This is a genomic window from Stenotrophomonas sp. STEN014 (assembly GCF_056760315.1).
Window position 1 is genome coordinate 157,919 of the sequence record NZ_JBRREN010000007.1, and the last position, 22,529, is coordinate 180,447.

General features: G+C 66.4%; 22 protein-coding genes. 6 read left to right on the top strand and 16 right to left on the bottom strand.

Annotation, left to right across the window (positions count from 1 at the left end; genetic code table 11):
- Positions 1-99 precede the first annotated feature (99 nt).
- A complete protein-coding gene (locus ACVOMC_RS11490) occupies positions 100-552 on the top strand; it encodes a nucleoside deaminase (protein ID WP_054658102.1) in 453 nt (150 codons plus the stop codon).
- 122 nt (positions 553-674) lie between these two features.
- Complete coding sequence (locus ACVOMC_RS11495) at positions 675-923, top strand: hypothetical protein (protein ID WP_481524042.1); 249 nt, start codon at positions 675-677, stop codon at positions 921-923.
- A 236-nt stretch (positions 924-1,159) separates the two neighbouring features.
- On the opposite strand, the gene smeE is transcribed toward ACVOMC_RS11495, so the two are convergent.
- Together smeE and ACVOMC_RS11505 are read right to left on the bottom strand one after the other, a co-directional pair.
- The gene (gene smeE, locus ACVOMC_RS11500) at positions 1,160-4,303 is read right to left on the bottom strand and encodes a multidrug efflux RND transporter permease subunit SmeE (RefSeq protein ID WP_481524043.1); all 3,144 of its coding nucleotides are present in this window, start codon (positions 4,301-4,303) and stop codon (positions 1,160-1,162) included.
- Positions 4,304-4,315: 12 nt separating this feature from the next.
- Positions 4,316-5,497, bottom strand: coding sequence for an efflux RND transporter periplasmic adaptor subunit (locus ACVOMC_RS11505; protein WP_481524044.1), 1,182 nt, complete (start codon positions 5,495-5,497; stop codon positions 4,316-4,318).
- Between the two features lie 223 nt (positions 5,498-5,720).
- On the opposite strand from ACVOMC_RS11505, the gene ACVOMC_RS11510 reads away from it, so the two are divergent.
- On the top strand, positions 5,721-6,398 hold the full coding sequence (locus ACVOMC_RS11510; RefSeq protein WP_481524045.1) for a TetR family transcriptional regulator: 678 nt from the start codon (positions 5,721-5,723) through the stop codon (positions 6,396-6,398).
- A gap of 94 nt (positions 6,399-6,492) precedes the next feature.
- On the opposite strand, the gene hslU is transcribed toward ACVOMC_RS11510, so the two are convergent.
- From hslU to ACVOMC_RS11555, 9 genes are all read right to left on the bottom strand, one after another.
- Positions 6,493-7,866 carry an ATP-dependent protease ATPase subunit HslU gene (hslU, locus tag ACVOMC_RS11515; protein ID WP_481524046.1) on the bottom strand — a complete coding sequence of 458 codons (1,374 nt, stop codon included), beginning with the start codon at positions 7,864-7,866 and terminating at the stop codon, positions 6,493-6,495.
- 29 nt (positions 7,867-7,895) lie between these two features.
- Entirely contained in the window at positions 7,896-8,447 is a 552-nt protein-coding gene (hslV, locus tag ACVOMC_RS11520; protein WP_481524047.1) for an ATP-dependent protease subunit HslV, read from the bottom strand.
- A gap of 101 nt (positions 8,448-8,548) precedes the next feature.
- Positions 8,549-8,761 carry a DUF3079 domain-containing protein gene (locus ACVOMC_RS11525; RefSeq protein WP_481524048.1) on the bottom strand — a complete coding sequence of 71 codons (213 nt, stop codon included), beginning with the start codon at positions 8,759-8,761 and terminating at the stop codon, positions 8,549-8,551.
- A 126-nt stretch (positions 8,762-8,887) separates the two neighbouring features.
- Entirely contained in the window at positions 8,888-9,766 is an 879-nt protein-coding gene (gene xerC / locus ACVOMC_RS11530) for a tyrosine recombinase XerC (RefSeq protein WP_481524049.1), read from the bottom strand.
- A gap of 16 nt (positions 9,767-9,782) precedes the next feature.
- A complete protein-coding gene (locus ACVOMC_RS11535) occupies positions 9,783-10,460 on the bottom strand; it encodes a DUF484 family protein (RefSeq protein WP_481524050.1) in 678 nt (225 codons plus the stop codon).
- Positions 10,457-11,308 carry a diaminopimelate epimerase gene (dapF, locus tag ACVOMC_RS11540; protein WP_481524051.1) on the bottom strand — a complete coding sequence of 284 codons (852 nt, stop codon included), beginning with the start codon at positions 11,306-11,308 and terminating at the stop codon, positions 10,457-10,459. The genes ACVOMC_RS11535 and dapF overlap by 4 nt, the downstream gene beginning before the upstream one ends.
- The gene (gene lptM, locus ACVOMC_RS11545) at positions 11,301-11,555 is read right to left on the bottom strand and encodes an LPS translocon maturation chaperone LptM (RefSeq protein WP_481524052.1); all 255 of its coding nucleotides are present in this window, start codon (positions 11,553-11,555) and stop codon (positions 11,301-11,303) included. The genes dapF and lptM overlap by 8 nt, the downstream gene beginning before the upstream one ends.
- Positions 11,556-11,606: 51 nt before the next feature.
- The gene (locus tag ACVOMC_RS11550) at positions 11,607-12,014 is read right to left on the bottom strand and encodes a YbaN family protein (protein ID WP_054658502.1); all 408 of its coding nucleotides are present in this window, start codon (positions 12,012-12,014) and stop codon (positions 11,607-11,609) included.
- 18 nt (positions 12,015-12,032) lie between these two features.
- Positions 12,033-14,144 (bottom strand): S9 family peptidase, encoded by a 2,112-nt coding sequence (locus ACVOMC_RS11555; RefSeq protein WP_481524053.1) that lies wholly within the window; start codon positions 14,142-14,144, stop codon positions 12,033-12,035.
- A 104-nt stretch (positions 14,145-14,248) separates the two neighbouring features.
- On the opposite strand from ACVOMC_RS11555, the gene ACVOMC_RS11560 reads away from it, so the two are divergent.
- Entirely contained in the window at positions 14,249-15,442 is a 1,194-nt protein-coding gene (locus tag ACVOMC_RS11560) for a pyridoxal phosphate-dependent aminotransferase (protein ID WP_481524054.1), read from the top strand.
- Between the two features lie 75 nt (positions 15,443-15,517).
- Here the strand turns inward: ACVOMC_RS11560 and ACVOMC_RS11565 are convergent, their stop codons facing one another.
- Complete coding sequence (locus ACVOMC_RS11565) at positions 15,518-17,617, bottom strand: prolyl oligopeptidase family serine peptidase (RefSeq protein WP_481524055.1); 2,100 nt, start codon at positions 17,615-17,617, stop codon at positions 15,518-15,520.
- Positions 17,618-17,684: 67 nt separating this feature from the next.
- Positions 17,685-18,005: a hypothetical protein gene (locus tag ACVOMC_RS11570; RefSeq protein WP_481524056.1), complete on the bottom strand. Its 321-nt coding sequence runs from the start codon at positions 18,003-18,005 to the stop codon at positions 17,685-17,687.
- Positions 18,006-18,143: 138 nt separating this feature from the next.
- On the opposite strand from ACVOMC_RS11570, the gene ACVOMC_RS11575 reads away from it, so the two are divergent.
- A complete protein-coding gene (locus tag ACVOMC_RS11575; RefSeq protein WP_481524057.1) occupies positions 18,144-18,740 on the top strand; it encodes a lipocalin family protein in 597 nt (198 codons plus the stop codon).
- A gap of 96 nt (positions 18,741-18,836) precedes the next feature.
- Here ACVOMC_RS11575 and ACVOMC_RS11580 read toward each other — a convergent pair whose 3' ends face one another.
- Positions 18,837-19,802, bottom strand: coding sequence for a helix-turn-helix transcriptional regulator (locus ACVOMC_RS11580; RefSeq protein ID WP_481524058.1), 966 nt, complete (start codon positions 19,800-19,802; stop codon positions 18,837-18,839).
- A gap of 163 nt (positions 19,803-19,965) precedes the next feature.
- Here ACVOMC_RS11580 and ACVOMC_RS11585 point away from each other — a divergent pair, with 163 nt between their 5' ends.
- Positions 19,966-20,742, top strand: coding sequence for a DUF481 domain-containing protein (locus ACVOMC_RS11585; protein WP_054660161.1), 777 nt, complete (start codon positions 19,966-19,968; stop codon positions 20,740-20,742).
- Between the two features lie 103 nt (positions 20,743-20,845).
- Here the strand turns inward: ACVOMC_RS11585 and hemC are convergent, their stop codons facing one another.
- Positions 20,846-21,754 carry a hydroxymethylbilane synthase gene (gene hemC / locus ACVOMC_RS11590; protein WP_481524059.1) on the bottom strand — a complete coding sequence of 303 codons (909 nt, stop codon included), beginning with the start codon at positions 21,752-21,754 and terminating at the stop codon, positions 20,846-20,848.
- 30 nt (positions 21,755-21,784) lie between these two features.
- Complete coding sequence (locus ACVOMC_RS11595; RefSeq protein WP_057505748.1) at positions 21,785-22,513, bottom strand: LytR/AlgR family response regulator transcription factor; 729 nt, start codon at positions 22,511-22,513, stop codon at positions 21,785-21,787.
- Positions 22,514-22,529: the final 16 nt, after the last annotated feature.

Sequence of the window (22,529 nt, forward strand, 5' to 3'; positions counted from 1 at the left end):
GCGATTATCGCACCGCCGCCGCCCCACGTCCCTGCCGGCGGGCTGAACACGACCGCTATCATGGTCCTCTGCCGGCGCAGTCGCGCCATGAGGAGTTCCATGATCACCACCCCCGACTACCGTGCCCTGCTGGAAACCGCCATCGCCGAAGCCCGCCAGGGGCTGGCCGAGGGCGGCATTCCGATTGGTGCCGCGCTCTACCACAACGACGGCCGGCTGCTGGGTTGCGGCCACAACCGCCGTATCCAGGAGGACGATCCGTCCATCCACGGCGAAACCGACGCCTTCCGCAAGGCCGGGCGCCAGCGCGGCTACCGCGACACCATCATGGTCACCACGCTGGCGCCGTGCTGGTACTGCAGCGGGCTGGTGCGCCAGTTCAACATCGGCACCGTGGTGGTCGGTGAATCGGTCAGTTTCCCCGGCGGTATCGACTGGCTGCGCGAGAACGGGGTCAAGGTCATCGACCTGAACGATGCGGGCTGCATCGAGATGATGGGCCGCTATATCGCCGAGCACCCGGATGTCTGGAACGAAGACATCGGCGAGTGACACCGGCCCGCCGCTGACCGCTCGTGCGGTGCATATGCTGAATTGAGACCGCGGGCGTGGGCAGCGCACGGATTCAGGACTATGCTGCAGCCACAGGGGGCAGAGCCATTAAAGGTAACGCCATGGACGCGCCCGTTTTATCCCACCGCAGTCACCACTCGTTCCAGCAGGCGGGCGAGCGCCTGCGCGCCCACTACGCGCGCCATCAAAGCACCGCCGCGTTCTGGGATGCCTACCAGCAGATCCAGGCTGAACTGACCACCGAGTTTCCCGAGTTGCGTACCGAGCTGTGCAACCGCCTGGCCGTGCTCGCCCAACGCCTGGGCGCAGTGGAACAAGCCCAGCTGCTGGACCCGCTGGAGATCAGCTGACAGGACCGGTCCTGTCCTATCCAGAAACGCCGGGCATTGCCCCGGCGTTTTTTTATGCATCGCCGGGAATCGGTGACGACCGGCCAGGTCCGCAGCAGCACAGCGGCCGACCCTTGCAACTGCACGGGCACTGGGCCAACGGCAGCATCCGCGCTGCGCGGCGGCAGAAGCCCTGCGGGAGCCGGAAAAGAAAACGCCGGGCATGGCCCGGCGTTTCCAGCGATCTGCACAGCGCGTTATCGCTGCGGATCTCTATCGGCGGCCAGCTGCTTGCGGTTGAACAGGCGCTGCACCACCACGAAGAACAGCGGGATGAAGAACAGGCCCAGCAGGGTGCCGACGATCATGCCGCCAAGCACACCGGTACCGATCGCACGCTGCGCACCGGAACCGGCACCGGAGGCGATCGCCAGCGGCAGCACACCCAGACCGAACGCCAGCGAGGTCATGATGATCGGACGCAGACGGTCACGCACGGCGTGCATCGTCGCCTCGATCACCCCGGCGCCCCTCTCCAGGTGCTCCTTGGCGAACTCGACGATCAGGATCGCGTTCTTCGAGGTCAAACCCACGGTGGTCAGCATCGCCACCTGGAAGTACACGTCGCGCTCCATGCCGCGCAGGGTGTTGGCCAGCACCGCACCGAGGATGCCCAGCGGCGCCACCATCAGCACCGCGGTCGGCACCGACCAGCTTTCATACAGCGCGGCCAGACACAGGAACACGATCAACAGCGACAGCGTGTACAGCAGCGGGGTCTGCGAACCGGCCTCGCGCTCCTGGTAGGAGACGGCGGTCCATTCGATGCTGAAGCCCGGCGGCAGCTGCTTGGCCAGCTTTTCCACTTCCAGCATCGCATCGCCCGAGGCCACGCCCGGCGCGGCCTCACCCTGGATTTCCAGCGCCGAGACGCCGTTGTAGCGTTCCAGACGCGGCGAACCGTAATCCCAGCGCTGGCTGGCGAAGGCCGAGAACGGCACCATCTCGCCGGCACTGTTCTTCACCGTCCACAGGTTGAAGTCCTCCGGGTTCATGCGGAAGCTGTCGTCGGCCTGCATATAGACCCGCTTGACCCGGCCGCGGTCGATGAAGTCATCGACGTAGCTCGACCCCCAGGCGGTGGCCAGCGTGGAGTTGATCGCATCCAGCGACAGCCCGTGCGCACCGGCCTTGGCCACGTCGATGTCCAGACGCAGCTGCGGGGTGTCATCCAGCCCGTTCGGGCGCACGTTGGCCAGCTTGTCACTCTGCCCGGCCATGCCCAGCAGCTGGTTGCGCGCGTTGACCAGCGCCTCATGGCCCTGTCCGGCGTTGTCTTTCAAGAAGAAGCTGTAGCCCGAGGCGATACCCAGCTCCGGCATCGCCGGCGGCGGGAAGGCGAAGATGAAGGCGTCCTTGATCTGACCCAGTGCCCCCATCGCGCGGCCGGTGATGGGGCCCACGCCCTGGTCCGGGGTGCGCTCGCTCCAGTCCTTGAGCTTGACGAAGGCCATGCCCGAGTTCTGACCCATGCCGGAGAAGCTGAAGCCCTGCACCGAGAACACCGATTCCACGGCGTCCTTCTCGTTTTTCAGGAAGTGGTCTTCGAGCTTGTAGATCGACTCCAGCGTGCGCTCCTGGGTGGCACCGACCGGCGCCTGCACCAGCGCCATCAGGATGCCCTGGTCCTCATTGGGCAGGAACGAGCTGGGCAGCCGGGCGAACAGCAGGCCCATCACCACCGTCAGCGCGACAAACACCGCCATGAAACGGCCCGGACGGGCGAGGATGCCCCGCACACCACGCTGGTAGGTGCCGCTGGTGCGGTCAAAGCCCTGGTTGAACCAGTTGAAGAAGCGGCCCGACAGCCCCGTGGGGGCGACGTGGTGCTCGCCCTTCTTCAGCGGCTTGAGCATGGTCGCGCACAGCGCCGGGGTCAGCACGATCGCCACCAGCACCGACAGCGCCATCGCCGAGACGATCGTAGCCGAGAACTGGCGATAGATGACGCCGGTGGAGCCGCTCATGAAGGCCATCGGCACGAACACCGCCGACAGCACCAGACCGATACCGACCAGCGCACCGGTGATCTGGCTCATCGACTTGCGGGTGGCCTCCAGCGGCGAAAGCCCTTCCTCGGCCATGATCCGCTCGACGTTCTCCACCACCACGATGGCGTCATCCACCAATAGGCCGATTGCCAGCACCATCGCGAACATGGTCAGCATGTTGATGGAGAAACCCAGCACCGCCAGGATGCCGAACGTGCCCAGCAGCACCACCGGCACGGCGATGGTCGGAATCAGCGTGGCGCGGAAGTTCTGCAGGAACAGGTACATCACCAGGAACACCAGCACGATCGCCTCGATCAGGGTCTTGACCACGCCCTTGATCGACACCCGCACGAACGGGGTGGTGTCGTACGGAATCACCGCGGTCATGCCGCGCGGGAAGCTGGCTTCCAGTTCGCTCAACGCCTTGCGCACGCCCTCGGCCGTCTCCAGCGCGTTGGCGCCGGTGGCCAGGGTGATCGCCAGGCCCGAGGCCGGCTTGCCGTTGTAGCGGGTGACGAAATCGTAGGTTTCCGCGCCCAGCTCGACCCGGGCCACATCGCCGAGCTTCAAGGTGGAACCGTCGGCCTCGGTGCGCAGCACGATGTTGCGGAACTGCTCGGGCGTCTGCAGGCGGTCCTGCGCGTTGATGGTGGCGTTGAGCTGCTGGCCCTTCACCGCCGGCGCACCGCCCAGCTGGCCCACGGCCACCTGCGCGTTCTGCGCGCGGACCGCGCCGGTGACCTCGTCCACCGAGACCTTGTAGGTCTGCAGCTTGTTCGGATCCAGCCAGATGCGCATGGCGTACTTGCCGCCGAACACCTGGATCGAGCCCACACCCGGCACGCGGCTGAGCGGATCGACCACGTTGGAGCCGACATAGTCGGAGATGTCGTTCTCGTCCATGCTGCCGTCTTCGGAGACGAAGCCCAGCACGTTGAGGAAGCCGGAGCTGGACTTGGCCACGTTGATGCCCTGGCGCTGCACTTCCTGAGGCAGCAGCGGCATGGCCAGCTGCAGCTTGTTCTGCACCTGGACCTGGGCGATATCCGGATTGGTCCCGCTCTCGAAGGTCAGGGTGATGCTGGCCTGGCCGTTGGAGGAGCTGTTGGAGGAGAAGTAGATCAGCCCGTCCAGGCCTTTCATGTTCTGCTCGATGATCTGCGTCACCGAGTCTTCCACCACCTTGGCCGAAGCGCCCGGGTAGTTGGCCGAGATCGACACCGCCGGCGGCGCGACCTCCGGATACATCGAGATCGGCAGTTTGATCATCGCCAGCGCGCCGGCCAGCATGATGATGATGGCGATGACCCACGCAAAGATGGGCCTGTCGATAAAGAAGCGAGCCATATGGTTCTCCGCTTACTGCTTGGCAGCCGGCGCCGCGGCAGGCGCGGCAGCGGGCTGGGCGGCTTCGGCACCCTTCTCGGTGGCCTGCACGGGCATCCCCGGGCCGATCTTCTGCAGGCCCTCGACGATGACCTTGTCGCCGGCCTTCAGGCCGTCTTCCACCAGCCACTTGTCACCGACCGTGCGGCTGACGGTGACCGGGCGCAGCGCGACCTTGCCCTCGCCATCGACCACCATCGCGGTGGTATTGCCCTTGGGATCGCGGGCGATGCCCTGCATCGGCACCAGCAGCGCATCGGGACGCACGCCGCTGGCCAGCACCGCGCGCACGAACATGCCCGGCATCAGCACCTGCTCGGGGTTGTCCACGCGCACGCGCAGGCCATAGCTGCCGGTGGCGGGATCGACACTGACCTCGGAGAACTCCAGCTTGCCCTTGTGGGCGAAGGTGCTGCCATCTTCCAGCACGATCGCCACCGGCAGCTCGGACGCGCCTTCCAGACGGCCGGCGGCCAGTTCGCGGCGCAGCTGCAGCAGCTCGGCCGAGGACTGGCTGACATCGATGTAGATCGGGTCGAGCTGGTTGATGGTGGCCAGCGCGGCAGCCTGGCCGGCGCTGACCAGCGCGCCTTCGGTGACCGAGGACTTGCCGATCTGGCCGCTGATCGGTGCGGTGATGCGGGCATAGCCCAGCGTCACATTGGCCGCATCCAGCGCCGCGCGCGCGGCGCCCACATCGGCCTCAGCCTGCTTCCAGGCAGCCTGCGCGTTCTCGTCATCCTGCACGCTGATGACCTTGCTTTTGACCAGTTCGGCGCTGCGCCGCGCGGCCAGACGCGCGGCATTGGCAGTGGCTTCGGCGCGGGCCAGCTGCGCACGGGCGCTGTTGGCCTGGGCACGGTAGGCGGCATCGTCGAGCTGGTACAGCGGCTGGCCTTCCTTGACCAGGCTGCCTTCGGTGAACAGACGCTTGGCGATGATGCCACTGACCTGCGGACGCACTTCGGCGACCTGGTAGCCGGTGGCGCGGCCGGCGAGCTCGCGGGTCAGGGTGACAGGCTCGGCCTTGAGCGTGACCACCGTGACCTGGCCAGGACCTTGCGGCGGCGGCGCCTCGCCCCCTTTGCAGGCGGCCAGCGTGAAGGTGAGTGCGAGCGAGAGCGCGAGGAGACGGCAGCGGCTGATGGCGTGCATGGAGAGAGGCTCAATAGGGAAAATAGCGCTTGAGGATCCGGCGGCACCTGGCAGTAGCCGGCGCAACCGCTGGCGCATACGGTACGGGCGCAGCCGGGGCGGCGGCTACCCGGCGCAGATCACCGCCATCCTGCAAAGCAAGCGGCGGAAATATACATACATGCATGACTGTTTGTAAACGGATACAGTTCAGTCTGGCGTCATCCCACCTGTGCACCGCGCAATGGCCAGAAAAACCAAAGAAGAGGCGCAAGCCACCCGCGAAGGCATCCTCGATGCCGCGCTGGCCTGTTTCCACGAAAACGGCGTGGCCGGCACTTCGCTGGCCGCCATCGGCGAGCGCGCCGGCTGCTCACGCGGTGCGGTGTACTGGCACTTCAAGAACAAGACCGAAGTGCTGGAGGCGATGATCGGCCGCGAGCGCGTCCCCTTCATCAAACGCCTGCGTCGCACCTATTCACCGCATCGCAACACGCCCATCCTCGACCTGCGCTCGGCGATGCTGATCTCGGTGGGCGAGCTGGCCAACGATCCGCGCCTGCGCGATCTGATGGAGATCATGCTGCGCAATGACCTTTCGGCCGAAAGCCAGGCCATGCAGCAGCTGCAGCACGACAGCATCGAGGAGGAGATGGCGATCTTCCGCCGCGCCCTCGAACGGGCCGGCGCACTCGGCCAGCTGCGCGAAGGTGTGGATGCCACCGTGGTCTCGCGCATCCTGCATGCCGGCCTCACTGGCGTGCTGTACAGCGCGATGCTGCAACCGCAGCGGTTCGACCTGGAGCGCGACAGTCGCGAAACGATGGATGCGCTGCTGTCGTACTACGTGCAACCGGGCGTATTCACACCGGGCGCGGCGCCACTGCCGCTGCCTGAACTCGATCCGGACGAGCTGGACTGACGCCAGGCCGCCGCGGCTCCCGCCCAGAACACCCGCAAACAGAAACGGCAGCACCAGAGGCTGCCGTTCCATCTATGCGCGTAAGGGATCGCGGCTACAGGATGTAGCGGCTCAGGTCCGGATCCTGCACCAGCTCACCCAGGTGCTTGTCGACGTAGCTGCGATCAATCACGACCTTGTCGCCATCACGATCCGGCGCTTCATAGCTGAGCGTATCGAGCAGCCGCTCCAGCACGGTGTGCAGCCGGCGGGCACCGATGTTCTCCTGCCGCTCGTTGACCTGCGCGGCGATCTCGGCCAAACGGTCGACGGCATCAACGGTGAAATCGACCTCGACGCCTTCGGTGGCCAGCAGGGCTTCGTATTGCTTGGTCAGCGCCGCCTTCGGCTCGGTGAGGATGCGCACGAAATCATCCTTGCTCAACGCCCCCAGCTCGACGCGGATCGGGAACCGGCCCTGCAGTTCGGGAATCAGATCCGAGGGCTTGGCCAGATGGAAGGCACCCGATGCGATGAACAGGATATGGTCGGTCTTGATCGTGCCGTACTTGGTCGACACGTTGGAACCTTCCACCAGCGGCAGCAGGTCGCGCTGCACGCCCTCGCGCGAAACATCGCCGCCACCGACGTTGTCACCGCGCTTGGCGACCTTGTCGATCTCGTCGATGAAGACGATGCCGTGCTGTTCGCAGGCCTCGATCGCCGCCGCGCGGATATCGTCCTCGTTGACCAGCTTGCCGGCCTCCTCCTCGATCAGCAGCGGACGGGCCGCCTTGATCGTCAAGGTGCGCTTGTTCGCCTTGGCACCGCCGAGGTTGGCGAACATGGACCTGAGCTGCTGGCCCATTTCCTCCATGCCAGGTGGGGTCATGATGTCCATGCTGAGGTTGGCGCTGAACTCCAGCTCGATCTCGCGCTCGTCCAGTTCCCCGGCGCGCAGCATGCGCCGGAACTTGATGCGGGTTTCATTGTCCTGCGCCGAGGGCTCGTTGCGCGCGGCTTCGGCGTCGAAACCGATGCCGACACTGCGGCGCGGCAGCAGCGCGTCGAGAATCCGGTCTTCGGCCTTCTCCTCGGCCTGCATGCGTACGCGCACCTTGGCCTGTTCGCGGTACAGCTTGACCGCGGTATCGGCCAGATCGCGGATGATCTGTTCCACGTCCTTGCCGACGTAGCCGACCTCGGTGAAACGGGTCGCTTCCACCTTCACGAACGGCGCATTGGCCAGCGTCGCCAGGCGGCGCGCGATCTCGGTCTTGCCGACACCGGTGGGGCCGATCATCAGGATGTTCTTCGGCATCACTTCGTTGCGCAGATCAGCCGGCAACTGCATGCGCCGCCAGCGGTTGCGCAGGGCGATGGCCACCGCGCGCTTGGCGTCGTGCTGGCCGACGATGTGCCGGTCCAGTTCCTGCACGATCTCCCGCGGCGTCATGGTGGCGGAGGAAACTTCGATCTTGTGGTTCATGGGGTACTCGCAATCGTTGACTGAAGGGCTCAGAGCTCTTCAACCACCACGTTGGTATTGGTGTAGATGCAGATGCCGCCGGCGATATGGATCGCCTCGGTCGCCACGGCCTTGGCATCCATCTCGGTGTGGGCCAGCAGCGCGCGTGCCGCGCTCAGGGCATAGGAGCCGCCCGAGCCGATGGCGATGATGCCGTCCTCCGGCTCGATCACATCACCGGTGCCACTGATGATCAGCGAGGTTTCCCGGTCGGCCACCGCCAGCAGCGCTTCCAGCTTGCCCAGACGGCGCTCGGTGCGCCAGTCCTTGGCCAGTTCCACCGCCGCGCGGGTCAGCTGGCCGTGCTTCTCGAGCTTGGCTTCAAACAGTTCGAACAGGGTGAACGCATCGGCCGCGGCACCGGCAAAGCCGGCCAGCACCTGGCCGTCACGACCCAGCCGGCGCACCTTGCGCGCGTTGCCCTTCATCACCGTGTGTCCCAAGGTGACCTGACCATCGCCAGCGATCGCCACATTCGCGCCGCGACGGACGCAGCAGATGGTGGTGGCGTGAAAAACATTCGGGTTCTGACTGGGGTCCATACGGCCTCCGGGATACTGTTCCACGGACATGGGGACAGTTTCCGCAGCGATCAAGCCTGGCCGCCACCGTGCCGCGACAGTCGGCATTCAGCCGCGCGGACTCACCAGGGTTGCTGCTTGCGGGCCTGATTGGGACGCCCGGGTTCCGGCTCGATACCCCAGGCCACGTACCAGTCCTCGCCCTGGGTTTCGATCGGATGTTGCGTGCGCCCGGAGCCATTGCCACAGGCCAGCGCATCGGCGGCGCAATAGCGGTCGCAGCCCCAGCAGATGCGCTCGGGGTGCTTGGGTTTGAGCGGAAACGGCTTGGCCATGTCGATCTCTCCACGGGTCCTGCCCACAATGGGCAGATGCCATCGCCGACGCCCTGACACAAGTCAAACAAGGTGCAATCAGGCAGCGCCGATTCAGCCCGGTGGACCCGCCGGTGGCGATGCGGATCAGGACTTGCGCCGGGCGCGTGGATGGGCGGCGTCGTAGACCTTGGCCAGGTGCTGGAAATCCAGATGCGTGTAGATCTGGGTGGTGGCGATGTCGGCGTGGCCGAGCAGCTCCTGCACACCGCGCAGGTCGCCGGACGACTCCAGGATGTGACTGGCAAAACTGTGCCGCAGCATGTGCGGATGCACGTGCTTGAACAGCCCCTGGCGCTGCGCCAGCTGCTTGATGCGGATCTGCACCGCACGCGGGGTGATCGGGCCGCCACCGCGTCCGGGGAATACCGGTTTTTCCGCAGTACCGGCACTGTCGCGCCGCCACTGCTGCAATGCCGCCAACGCATGCGAGCCGACGGGCACCGCGCGCTCGCGATTGCCCTTGCCATGCACCAGCACCAGCCCGCTGGCGACGTCCAGATCGCGCCAGCGCAACGCGCACAGCTCGCTCAGGCGCAGCCCGGAGGAATAGAACAGCTCCAGCAGCGCGCGATCACGCAACCCCAGCGGCGCATCGGTGGGCAGTTCGACCAGCTGCACCGCCTCATCGGCATCGAGCACCTGCGGCAGCTTGCGCGGCGCCTTGGGCGCACGCAGGCCGGCAGCCGGACTGGTGGCGATGGCACGGTTCTTCAGCAGCCAGGTATAGAAACTGCGGCACGCCGACAGCCGCCGCTGCAGGCTTTTGGCCGCCAGTCCACGCCGGTGCTCGCTGGCGATGAATTCGCGCAGCCGGTCGCCCGACAATGCCTGCGGATCGCCCAGATCCTGGGCTTCGCACCACTGCGACAACGCCGCCAGATCGCGCTGGTAGGCATCGAGCGTATGCGCCGACATGCGCCGCTCGATCCGCAGATACGACAGGAAGGCCTGCACGGCGCTCATCGCCGCATCCCTGCCATCAGGTGCTGCGGAAGCGCTGCAACCCCACCGCCAGCGCCTCGCCCATCATGCGCAGGAACAGCGTGCCCATGCCCGGGTAGAAGCGGTTGGGATCATGGCTGCCCACCGCGATCAGGCCCACACCCGGCAACGGCAGCAGCGCGGTGGACGCGACCTCGCCCACGCGTTCGCGATACAGCACCTGGTTCTTTTCCTGCTGCAGGCGGCCGCAGATCGGCTCGCCATCGAGCAGACAATCGTGGAACGGTGCCAGCGCTGGATCGTCATGGGCGAGCACCTGCAACCACGGCGCCTGTTCCAGTTCGGGCACCGCATCAAACACGATGAGGCTGACCAGATCGCCGGCGAAATCCTCTTCCAGCGAGGCGGCCATCGCCTTGAGCGTGGCGGCGGCGCTGGTCTGGCGCATCAGCGCCAGGGTCAGCTGGTGGGTGCGCACGGCCAGCCGCTCGTTGATCTGCGCGTTGCTGCCCAGGTCGGCCAGCCGCCGCGACAGTTCGCGGTTCTTGTCGCGCAGCACTTCCAGCTGGTAGCTGGCCAGCGAGGCGGTGGGGCCGTCATCGCGCGGCACCACCATGGTCAGCGCCAGATCGGGGAACTGCTTGAGGAAGCTGGGGTGACGCCGCAGCCAGGCGGCGACTTCGTGGGCACCGATTTTCTCGACCGTGTCGTTCATCCCGTCCATTCTCCGTCGAATACGAATGCCGCCGGACCGGACATCACCACTTCCGCGTCGTCGGCCGGCCACTGGATACGCAGATCCCCTCCAGGCAATGACATCACCGCATCGCGCCGCAGACGGCCCCGCTGCATCAGCACCACCGCCGCGGCGCAGGCGCCACTGCCACAGGCCAATGTCTCGCCGACACCGCGTTCGTACACGCGCAGCCGCGCATGCCCGGCATCCATGACCTGGGAAAAACCCACATTCACCGACTCCGGGAACGAGGCGTGCTGCTGCAGCAGCGGCCCGATCCGCTCCAGCGGCGCGGCGTCGATCAGGCCCACTTCCAGCACCGCATGCGGGTTGCCCATCGACACCGTACCGAAGCGGACATTCTCGCCCTGCAAGGACAGCACATATTCCTCCCGCGCGCGCGGGAAACCCAGCAACGGGATCTGTGCCGGTGCGAACACCGGACGCCCCATCGCCACCGCATACTGGTCCGGACCCAGCCGCTGCACGGTGTGGCTGCGGGTCGGGCTGTCGATGATGAATTCATCGCCCTGCGCCACACCCGCACGCACCAGCCAGGCCGCGACACAGCGCGCGCCGTTGCCGCATTGCTGCGAGCTGGAACCGTCGGAATTCCAGATCCGGTACGACGCCACCGCGCCGTCGCTGCGCGCCGGTTCGATGGTCAATATCTGGTCGCAACCCACGCCGCGATGCCGGTCGGCCAACCGGGCCGCCAATGCCGTATCCGGCGGCGGGCTGCCGTCACGCAGGTCCAGCACCACGAAATCGTTGCCGGCGCCATGCATCTTGGTGAAGCGAAGGCGCCCTGAAACCGGCTTACTCATTGGGGGTGTCAGCACTTTCTGCCGGCTTGATCCCCGCATCGTCGCCGCGGTCGACCGGCTCTGGTTCCGCCTGGTCGGTCGGCGTGTCGGAAGCGGCCGCGTCCACATCGTCCGGGACGACTTCCTGCTCCTCGATCGGCACCGGCTTCTGTGGCATCACCAGTGGGCCCTTGTTGCCGCAAGCGGCCAAGGCAAGCAGCAGGAGGGTGGCGGGGATGGAAATCAGGCAACGGGACGTCTTGTTCATGGCGCCGAGTATAGCGATTGGACCATGAAATCCGGATGGCGCCGCGAGCGCTCAGTCATCGCCCGGCGGCAAAGGCCGCCGCCACAACCACAGGCAGACGCAGGCCATGATGCTGATCGAGGTCCACTTCACCCACGCCAGCGGTACGCACCACAGGGTGATCAGCGCGCAGACCAGCATGGTGGCGCTGGCCATCCATTTGCCCTTGCGGCTGACCGCGCCGTGCGCCCGCCAGTCCCTGATGGCCGGGCCGAAGCGCGGGTGATCGAGCAGCCAGCGGTGCAGGCGCTCGGAACCATGGGAAGCGGCCCAGGCCGAAATCAGCACGAAGACGGTGGTCGGCAGCCCCGGCACGAAGATGCCGACGATGCCCACCCCCAAGCTGACGTAGGCCAGCAGCCACCACGCCCAGCGCAGGCGTGGTGGGCGGGGCTCATCTGGCGGTGGTGTATCAGACATCACGGGAAGCCGGTGGCATCAATCGGCCAGACCCAGCTGCCACAGCACGAAGGCAAAGGACTCGGCCTGCTCCTTGTACCGCTGGAAGCGGCCGGACTTGCCACCGTGCCCGGCTTCCATGTTGGTACGGAACACGATCGGCGCGGTGCCGGTATTGACGTCACGCAGCTTGGCCACCCACTTGGCCGGCTCCCAGTACTGCACCTGCGAATCCCACAGGCCGGTGCCGACGAACAGCGACGGGTACGCCTGTGCGCGCACGTTGTCGTAAGGCGAGTACTTGAGCATGTAGTCGTAGTAAGGCTTCTGCTCCGGGTTGCCCCACTCGTCGTACTCGTTGGTGGTCAGCGGGATGCTGGCATCGAGCATGGTGGTGACCACATCGACGAAGGGCACCTGCGCCACCATCACCTTGTAGTCGCCGGGGGCCTGGTTGGCCACCGCGCCCATCAGCAGGCCACCGGCGCTGCCACCGGAGGCGGCGACGCGGTCCTTGGCCGCATACCCCTGGGCCACCAGCGCGCGGGTGACATCAATGAAATCGTTGAAGGTGTTCTGCTTGTGCAGCAGCTTGCCGTTCTCGTACCAGCTGCGGCCCATTTCCTCACCGCCGCGGATATGGGCGATGGCGTAGACCACGCCGCGATCGAGCAGGCTCACCACACTCTGGTTGAAACCCGGGTCCATCGACATGCCGTAGCTGCCGTAAGCGTACTGGTACAGCGCGGCGGTGCCGTCCTTCTTGAAGCCCTTCCTGTAGACCAGTGACACCGGCACCTGGGCGCCATCGCGCGCGGTCACCCAGACGCGCTCGGTCTGGTAAAGCGACGGGTCATAGCCGATCACGGGCTGCTGCTTGAGCAGGCGGCGCTCGCCGGTGCTCACGTTGAGCTCGTAGGTGGTGGCCGGCGTGGTCAGCGAGGTGTAGCTGTAGCGCAGCCAATCGGTGTCCGGCTCGGCATTGACCGACAGGCCCATCGAGTAGGCCGGCTCGTCGGCCTTGACGAACTGGCTGCGGCCATCGGCGAACAGCAGGCGCACGCGTTCCAGGGCTTCGGCGCGCTCGGCGATGGCGGTGTAGCCGTCGAACAGCTCGAAGCCTTCGATCAGCACCTGCGGATCGTGCTTGACCCAGTCCTGCCACTGCGTGCGGCTGGTGGCGCCTTCCGGCGCGGTGACCAGCTTGAAGTTGGTGGCGCCGTCGGCATTGGTGCGGATCACCCAGCGGCCGTCATAGTGGTCGGCGTCATATTCGACATCACGCGCGCGCGGCGCCAGCACGGTGAACTCGCCCGGCGTGGCGGCCGAGGTGTAGCGCAGCTCCGAAGACACCGTGCTGTCCACGCCGATGACGATGTAACGGTCGTCGCGGGTACGGTCGATGCCCATGTAGAAGCTGTCGTCCTGTTCTTCATAGACCAGCTTGTCCTCGCTGACAGGCATGCCCAGCACATGCGTTTTGACGCGGACGGTAAGCAGGGTTTCCGGGTCGTTCTCGACATAGAACAGGGTCTTACTGTCATCGGCCCAGACCACGTTGGGCGAGACGCCCTGGATCACATCGGGCAGGATCTGGCCGGTGGCCAGGTCCTTGAAGCGGATCGTGTACTGGCGGCGGCCGACATCGTCCTCGGCCCAGGCCAGCAGGCGGTTGTCCTGGCTGACCTGCATGTCACCAACGGAGAAATAGCCCTTGCCCTCGGCCATCGGGTTCAGGTCGAGCAGGACCTGCTCGGCCGCCTCCATGCTGCCCTCGCGGCGGGCGTAGACCGGGTAGTCCTTGCCGGTCTCGTAGCGGGTGTAATACCAGTAACCGCGCTCGCGGTACGGCACGCTGGCGTCATCCTGCTTGATGCGGCCGACGATCTCGCCGTAGAGCTTCTCCTCCAGCGGCTTGAGCGGTGCCATCAGCGCATCGGTATAGGCATTCTCGGCATTGAGGTAAGCCAGCATCGCTGGATCTTCGCGGCTGTCATCGCGCAGCCAGTAGTACTCGTCCTGGCGCTGCGCACCGAACGGCGTGGTGACGGTATGCGGGCGTTTTTCCACATCCGGCGGCGAAGGCGGGGAGACAGCAGCGGCGGTATTGATCATCAGGCTTGCAACCAACAGGCAAAGGGCGGATTTCATCAGGCGCTCCAGCGGGCTGGCTCCGGGCCGCCCGCGCAACGGGCCACAGTGTGCCACGGCCCACCGTTGGCCCGATGCCGGGGACCCCGCCTATCATGGCGGCGATGAAAACATCCGACCCCACTCCTTCCGGCTACAGCCGTCGCAGTCATGAGATCGCCCCGTTCCATGTCATGTCGCTGCTGGCCCGCGCCAACGCACTGGAGCAGGCCGGCCACGATGTGATCCATCTGGAAATCGGCGAGCCGGACTTCACCACCGCCGCGCCGGTCATCGCCGCCGGCCAGGCCGCGCTGGCCGCCGGCCATACCCGCTACACCGCCGCCCGCGGCCTGCCAGCGCTGCGCCAGGCCATTGCCGGCTTCTATCGCGACCGCTACCGGCTGGACATCGACCCCGAGCGCATCCTCATCACGCCCGGCGGCTCCGGCGCCCTGCTGCTGGCCTCCAGCCTGCTGGTCGATCCTGGCCGGCACTGGCTGCTGGCCGACCCCGGCTATCCCTGCAACCGGCATTTCCTGCGTCTGGTCGAAGGCGCCGCGCAACTGGTGCCGGCGGGGCCCGCCACCGGCTACCAGCTCACCCCGGAGCTGATCGACGCGCACTGGAACCGCGACAGCGTCGGCGCCCTGCTCGCCTCGCCGGCCAACCCCACCGGCACCACCCTGGACAAGGTGCAGCTGGCGGCGCTGGCCGGCGCGGTGAAGGCGCGCGGGGGACATCTGGTGGTCGACGAGATCTACCACGGCCTGACCTACGGCTTCGACGCGCCCAGCGTGCTGGAAGTCGATGACGGCGCCTTCGTGCTGAACAGCTTCTCCAAGTACTTCGGCATGACCGGCTGGCGGCTGGGTTGGCTAGTGGCGCCACCGCAGGCGGTCCCCGAGCTGGAGAAGCTGGCCCAGAACCTGTACATCAGCGCGCCGTCGATGGCCCAGCATGCGGCGCTGGCGTGTTTCCAGCCCGAGACCATCGCCCTCTTCGAACAGCGCCGCGAGCAGTTTCGCCAGCGCCGCGACTACCTGCTGCCGGCCCTGCGCGAGCTGGGCTTCCGCATCGACGTGGAACCGCAGGGCGCGTTCTACCTGTATTGCGATGTCAGCGCGTTCACCGACGATGCGCAGGCCTTCTGCGCGCACTTTCTGGAAACCGAACATGTGGCGTTCACGCCGGGGCTGGATTTCGGCCAGCACCGCGCCCATCAGCACGTGCGCATCGCTTACACCCAGGACGTACCGCGGTTGCAGCAGGCGGTGGAGCGTATCGGCCGCGGCCTGCGCCGCTGGCAGCAACGCTGATCCACTCCACGCCGCCCTGAACAAAAAAACGCCACCGGAAGGTGGCGTTTTTCCTGCATCACTTGCCGTCGGACATCACTTCCCGCCCAGCTGCTCCCACAGGAAGCTGTAGGCCAGCGCCTGCATGTGCGCGGCCTGCGCGTTGTTGGCCGCACCGCCGTGGCCGCCTTCGATGTTCTCGTAGTAGGTGACGTCCTTGCCGGCCTCGATCATCTTCGCGGCCATCTTGCGGGCGTGGCCCGGGTGCACGCGGTCATCGCGGGTGGAGGTGGTGAACAGTACCGGCGGATAGCTCTTGGCCGGGTCGAACAGGTGGTACGGGGAGAAGGTCTTGATGTAGTCCCAATCGGCCGTATCCGGGTTGCCGTACTCGGCCATCCACGAGGCGCCAGCCAGCAGGTGGCTGTAGCGCTTCATGTCCAGCAGCGGCACCTGCACGACCACCGCGCCGAACAGCTCCGGGTACTGGGTCAGCATGTTGCCGGTGAGCAGGCCGCCGTTGCTGCCGCCTTGCACGCCCAGGTGCCTGGCCGAGGTGATCTTGCGGCTGACCAGGTCCTGCGCCACCGCGGCGAAGTCCTCATAGGCCTTGTGCCGGTTCTGCTTCAGCGCCGCCTGGTGCCAGCGCGGACCGTACTCGCCACCGCCACGGATGTTGGCCACGACATACACGCCGCCCTTGTCCAGCCAGGAACGGCCCATGCCGCCGGAATAGCCGGGGGTCAGCGAGATCTCGAAGCCGCCATAGCCGTACAGCAGGGTCGGGTTGGAGCCGTCCAGCTTCATCGCCTTGTCATGCACGACGAAGTACGGCACGCGGGTGCCATCCTTGCTGGTGGCGAAGTGCTGCTCGATCACCTTGCCGCTGGCGTCGAAGAACGCCGGCATGGTCTTGAGCACTTCCGGCGGCTGGCCGATTTCGGCCAGGGCCAGCGTGGTCGGGGTCAGATAGTCGGTCACGGTCATCCACACCGCATCGCTTTCATCCGCATCCACCGCGCCGACACCAATCGTGCCGAACGCCGGGGCGCCGGTGAAATCGCTGGACACCCAGCCGTCCTGGCCATGGGTAAGGACCTTCAGGCGGTTCTTGACGTCGTCGAGCACGTTCAGCACCACGTGTGACCGGGTCCACACCGCACTGGCCAGCGACGTGGTGTCCGTCGGCGCGAACAGCACGTCGAACGTGCGCTTGCCGGCCATGAAATCGTCGAACCTTGTCGCCAGCAGCGAACCGGCGGCGTAGGTCTTGCCGCCCACCGTCCACGGCTCACGCAGTTCCAGCGTCAGCCATTCGCGACGCACGCTCTTCTCGGCCGAGTTCGGCGCATCCACCTTGACCAGCTTGCCATCGGCGCCGACCAGGAACAGTTCGTTGTTGTAGAAAGCGATCGTGCGGTTGACAAAATTGCGCTCGAAACCGGGCGTATCGTCATGCATCGCCGAGATGTACATGTCCTCGGGCTTGCCTTCGTACACGGTCGTGGCCGCGCTGATCGGGGTACCGCGGCGCCACTGCTTGACCACGCGCGGGTAGCCGGAGGTGGTCATCGAGCCGTCGCCGAAATCGGTGTAGACGAACACGTTGTCCTGGTCGATCCAGGCCAGGCCGCCCTTGGCTTCGGGACGGAAGAAACCGTCCTGGATCCAGTCCTTCTTGACCAGATCGAACTCGCGGGTGACATCGGCATCGGCGCCGCCGCGCGACAGCGCGATCAGGCAGCGGGTGTACTGCGGACGCAGGCAGTTGGCGCCATGCCATACCCAGTTCTCGCCCTCGGCCTTGTTCAGCGCATCCAGATCCAGAATGGTTTCCCACAGCGGCTCGGCCTTGCGGTACTCCACCAGCGTGGTACGGCGCCACACGCCGCGCTCGTGCTGCTTGTCCTTCCAGAAGTTGTAGTAGTAGTCGCCGATCTTCTCCACGCCCGGGATTTTGGCGTCCGAATCGAGCACCTCGCGGATGCCGGCTTCCATCTGCTTGAACTGCGGGGTCTGCGCCAGCTTGGCTTCCGCCTGCGCGTTCTGGGCCTTGACCCAGGTCAGCGGCTTGTCACCGGCAACCTCTTCCAGCCAGGCGTACTTGTCCTGGGATTCGTCAGCGGCCATGGCGGCTCCGGCCAGGCCGGTGGAAATAAGGCCTGCGACAAGGCAGGCGGAAGTGAGTCGGGACATGCTGGCTCCATGCGGTCATAAGGCGCGAACGCTAGCACGCTCGCTGCCACGCGCCCCGTGTCGAAGGTCAGGCCGCCTTCCGCGTCCTGGCCGCCGCCGGACGGCAGAAGCGCCGTGCCTGTGGCCGGCGACGGCGAACGCGGCGATCCCCGACGGCACGCCAGGCGGCCGGCAGGCGGAACCGGTACAGCGCCCACCAGGCCACCAGCGGCATGCCCACCAGCCACAGCGGCAACCAGCCGATCCAGCTGCTGTAGCCGCGGGCCGCCGGCCATACCAGCACCAGTGCCAGCCCAGCCAGCGCCCACTGCCTGACCCCACGCAGTACCCGCCGATCGGGCTCATGCGATTCATTACGACGATAGGACGATGCGGACGACTGCGACATGACGTTCTCCGACTGCATGACGGGGTGGGAGTGCATGCTCGGCGGCGGCCATCTCACCGGCTGCGACCTGCCATTGACGCGCCCCTCGCCACCGGTCGAACATGCGGGCGTGACTCCCCAATGGCGCTCGACTCCGTAATGCGATCACTTCCAGTGTTTCTGTCCGCCCTCCTGTTGAGTCTGGCCCTGCCGCAGGCCCCACTGCATGCACAGGACGCGCCGACGCCGGTGACGGCGGCCGGTGATGTGAACGGTCCGATCGACCTGCAGCGCTTCATGGGCCGCTGGTATGTGATTGGCCGGGTTCCCAATTTCATCGAGCGTGGCCACGTGGCCAGCGTCAACACCTACACCCTGCGCGAGGACAACAAGGTCGCCATCCGCTACCAGTTCCGCGAGGGTTTCAACCAGCCGCTGGAGGAAATCAGCATCCGCGCCAAGGTCGACCCGGACAGCGGCAACCGCCGCTGGCGCACCTGGTTCTACAAGGTCGTGCCCACCCACACGCGCATCCTGGAGGTGGCGCCGGACTACTCCTGGGCGCTGATCGGCTACCCGGGCCGGGAGATGGCGTGGATCTTCGCCCGCGAACCGGATATGGACATCACCCTGTACCGGCGGCTTGCGCAGCGCCTGCGTGACACCTACGAGGTCAACACCGACAAGCTCAAACGCGTGCCGCAGCATCCGGAGCAGGTGGACAAGCTGGGCTTCGAGGTTCCCAACCAGAAATAACCGGTCGGTGGCACCTCTGCGCTGACCGGTCGCCGCGATTGAAAAAGCCCGATGCCAAAGCACCGGGCTTTTTCATGTCGGCCTGTCGTCAGCGTCTCAGTCGTAGTTGCTCAGCGCCAATGCAAGCAAGGCTTTGGCCTGTTCACGCAGCGACTGCGGTTCGACGATCTCCGCATCGGAGCCGTAATGCAGCACATCCATCAGCAACTCGCGTGAAACGCTGTAGGGCACCTTCAACTCGTAGCGGCCATCGGCCAGAAAGCGCCCCTGCTGCTTGGAATGCCAGTGCTCGTCGGCGACCCAGCGCGCGGCCTTGGCGCTGAACACGATCGTCGCCCAGCCCTTGGGCGCGCCGGAGAAAATGCCGTAGCTGGCGGCCAGTTGTTCGTCCAGCTCGGTATCGGGCACATCGCGGGCCGGCTGGTCCAGCAATCGCGCCTGGTGGATGCGGTCCACCGCGAAACTGCGCACCGCCTCGCGGCTGTGGTCCCAGGCATCCAGATACCAGTTGTCGCGGTAATGGGTGATCCGCTGCGGCGACACCGTGCGTCGGGTGGCCTCATCGGTCGAACGCGCGCGGTATTCGAAGGACAGCTGCTTGCGCTCCAGCACCCCGGACGCCACCGTGCGGAAGCTGGCCTCGTCCAGCTTGCGACCGCGGTGCGGGATGACCCGCACCCGCTCCACCGGCCAGTTCGACGCCCCGGCCTGGGCCGCCAGCAGCCCCTCGATCCGCTGTTGCAGCGGCGCCAGCACCGAGGACAGCACGCCACCGCCGGTCCGCGACAACAGGTGCTGGGATGCCAGCAAGGCATGCAGCTCCTCGGAGCTGAGCCACAGCCCGGGCAGCTCGAAACGCTCGCTTTCGCCAGTCTGGTAGCGGAACCCGGCTTCGCCGTCGCCATCCACCGGCGCCATCAGCGCATCGCGCAGGAAGGCCAGATCCCGGTACACGGTGGCTCTGGAACAGCTCAACTCCTCCTGCAGCCGTGCCACCGTGACCGGATAGCGGGCCGACTTGAGAAGACGATGCAGCGCGTTGATACGTTCATAGCGGTCCATGAGCCCGATTATGTCCGAGTCCGCGCTGCAATGGAGCAGCGACCCTGGCCGGACAATCTTCAACCGCGACTAAAGCGCCGCGCCGCACTGAACCGGGGGGTGGCAGGGCTTCCGGTATCATCAAACCGTCTGTTTTCCCCCCTTGTGCCCCGGAGACTGCTTGATGTCCCTGCGTGTTTCACTGATTTTCCCGCTGCTGCTGTGTGCTCCGCTGGCCTGGGCCGACAGCGGCTCCGATCCTGCCGCGATGAGCTCTCCCTGGAGTGGCAGTGGCGGTGAACTGGGCTTCGCCTCGGCCCACGGCAACAGCAGCACCGAAAGCTTCAACGGCCGCCTGAAGCTGCGTTACAGCGATGACGACTGGGTCCACAGCATGGACCTGTTCGGCCTGCGTTCCAGCGCCGAATACACCGTCACCGCCGACGACGGCAGCACCTCGCGCAAGCGCCAGACCACCTCCAACCGCTACACCGCCGGTGCCGGCAGCGCGCTGCAACTGGGCGAGCACCGCCAGCTGACCGCGACGGTGCGCTATGAAAATGACGATTTCGCCACCTACGACCGCCAGGGCAGCTTCGGTCTGGGTTACGGCACGCGCCTGATCGATGCCGAGCGGGTGACGCTGGATACGCAGATCGGTCCGGGTGTGCGCCGCTCGCACAATTCGGAAACCGACGAGAACCGCACCGACCTGATCGGCCGTGGCCTGTTCGACCTGAAATATTCCATCACCGACAACACCGATCTGGTCAACACCCTGCTGGTGGAATCAGGCTCGTACAACACCTTCGCGCAGAACGACTTCGGTGTGTCGGTGAGCATGAACAAGCATTTTGCGCTGAAAGCCGGCTGGCAGGCCCGCCACAACAGCGACGTGGCCGAGGACAAGCGCAAGACCGATACGCTGACCACGATGAACGTGGTGTACAGCTTCAAATAAGCGAGCACGTTCACGACACAAAAAAGCCGGCGCGAGCCGGCTTTTTTGTGTCCATACAACCGGGCGCTTCTGCAACGGACGGACCCGCCCCTCCGGTCGTGGCTCAGCGCAGCAGGTCGGCGGCACCGGCCTGCAGCAGCTGCGCGGCGACCCGCCGGCCCAGCGCTTCCGGATCCGCGGCCGGGCCCAGCGCCTCGGTCCGCACGATGCGGCCATCGGCCACCCCGCCAACCAGCCCCTGCAACCACAGGTCCTGCCCCTGCCATTGCGCCAGGCCGGCCACCGGCACGTGACAGCTGCCCTCCAGCGCCCGGTTCATTGCCCGCTCGGCCTCCACGCAGGTGCGCGTGGCGGCATCATCCAGCGTCGCGACCCGCGCGATCACCTCGGTCGCATCGGCGCGGCATTCGATGGCCACGGCGGCCTGCGCCGGTGCCGGCAGCCATTGCGGCTCAACCAGCCGGCTACGGATGCGCCCACCCAGCCGCAGACGTTCCAGCCCGGCGCAGGCCAGGATGATCGCGTCGTAGTCGCCGGCGTCGAGCTTGGCCAGACGCGTGTTGACGTTGCCCCGCAGGTCGCGCGACTGCAGATCCGGGCGCAGCGCGCGCAGCTGGGCCTGCCGGCGCAGCGAGGAAGTACCCACCACCGCGCCGTGCGGCAGCTGGTCCAGCGTGGCGTAGTGGTTGGAAACGAAGGCATCGGCCGGGTCGGCGCGGGTCAGAATGGCCGGCAACACGAACGGTGCCTCCAGTTCCATCGGCACATCCTTGAGCGAATGCACCGCGCAGTCGGCTTCGCCGCGCAGCATCGCCAGCTCCAGCTCCTTCAGGAACAGGCCCTTGCCGCCGATGGCCGCCAGCGAACGGTCCAGCACCTCGTCGCCGCGCGTGCTCATCGGCACCAGGGTCACTTCCAGCCCCGGATGGGCCTGGCGCAGGCGGTCGGCTACGTGTTCGCTCTGCCACAGGGCAAGCGGGCTCTTTCGGGTGGCAATACGCAAGGTAGTCATGTGCCCATTATCGCCGCAGCGGCGCGGCGGTCACAGCTGCGGCAACGCCTGCTTCAGGCTGGCCACGCAGCGGCGGCTGATTTCCAGTGGCTCGGGTACATCGCGCAACACCGCATGCACCTGCCCGGCCGGGGCACGCCGCAACTCGACCAGCCGCGCACGCGCGACCAGGCAATTGCGGTGGATGCGGATGAAACGCGCCGGGAACTCCTCTTCCAGCGAGCGCAACGATTCCTCGATCAGGTCCTGCCCGCGGGTGTGGTGCACCACCACGTATTTCTCGTCGGCCTGCAGATACAGGATGTCTTCCACCGGAATCAGCCGCAGGCTGCCGCGCAGCCGCGCGCACAGCACCCGCCGTGCCTGCGCGGCCGCGGCGACCGGGGCATGGTCGCGCCCGGCGACGAAGGTGCGCGCCCGCTCCAGCGCCGAGGCCAGCCGCTCGGCGCGTACCGGTTTCATCAGGTAATCGATCGCCGCCGCCTCGAACGCCGACAGCGCATGGGCGTCGTAGGCGGTGCAGAACACCACCGCCGGGCGCGGCTCGAACTGCGCCAGGTGGCGCGCCGCCTCCAGCCCGTCGACGCCGGGCATGGCGATATCCAGCAGCACCACATCCGGCTTGAACTCGGCGCAGGCATGCAGGGCCTCCACGCCGTTGGCCGCCTCGGCGACCACTTCCACCTCCGCGTGCTCGGCCAGCAGCGCGCGCAACCGCTCGCGGGCGAAGGGCTCGTCATCGGCAATGACCACTTTCATGTCATCTCCCCAAAAC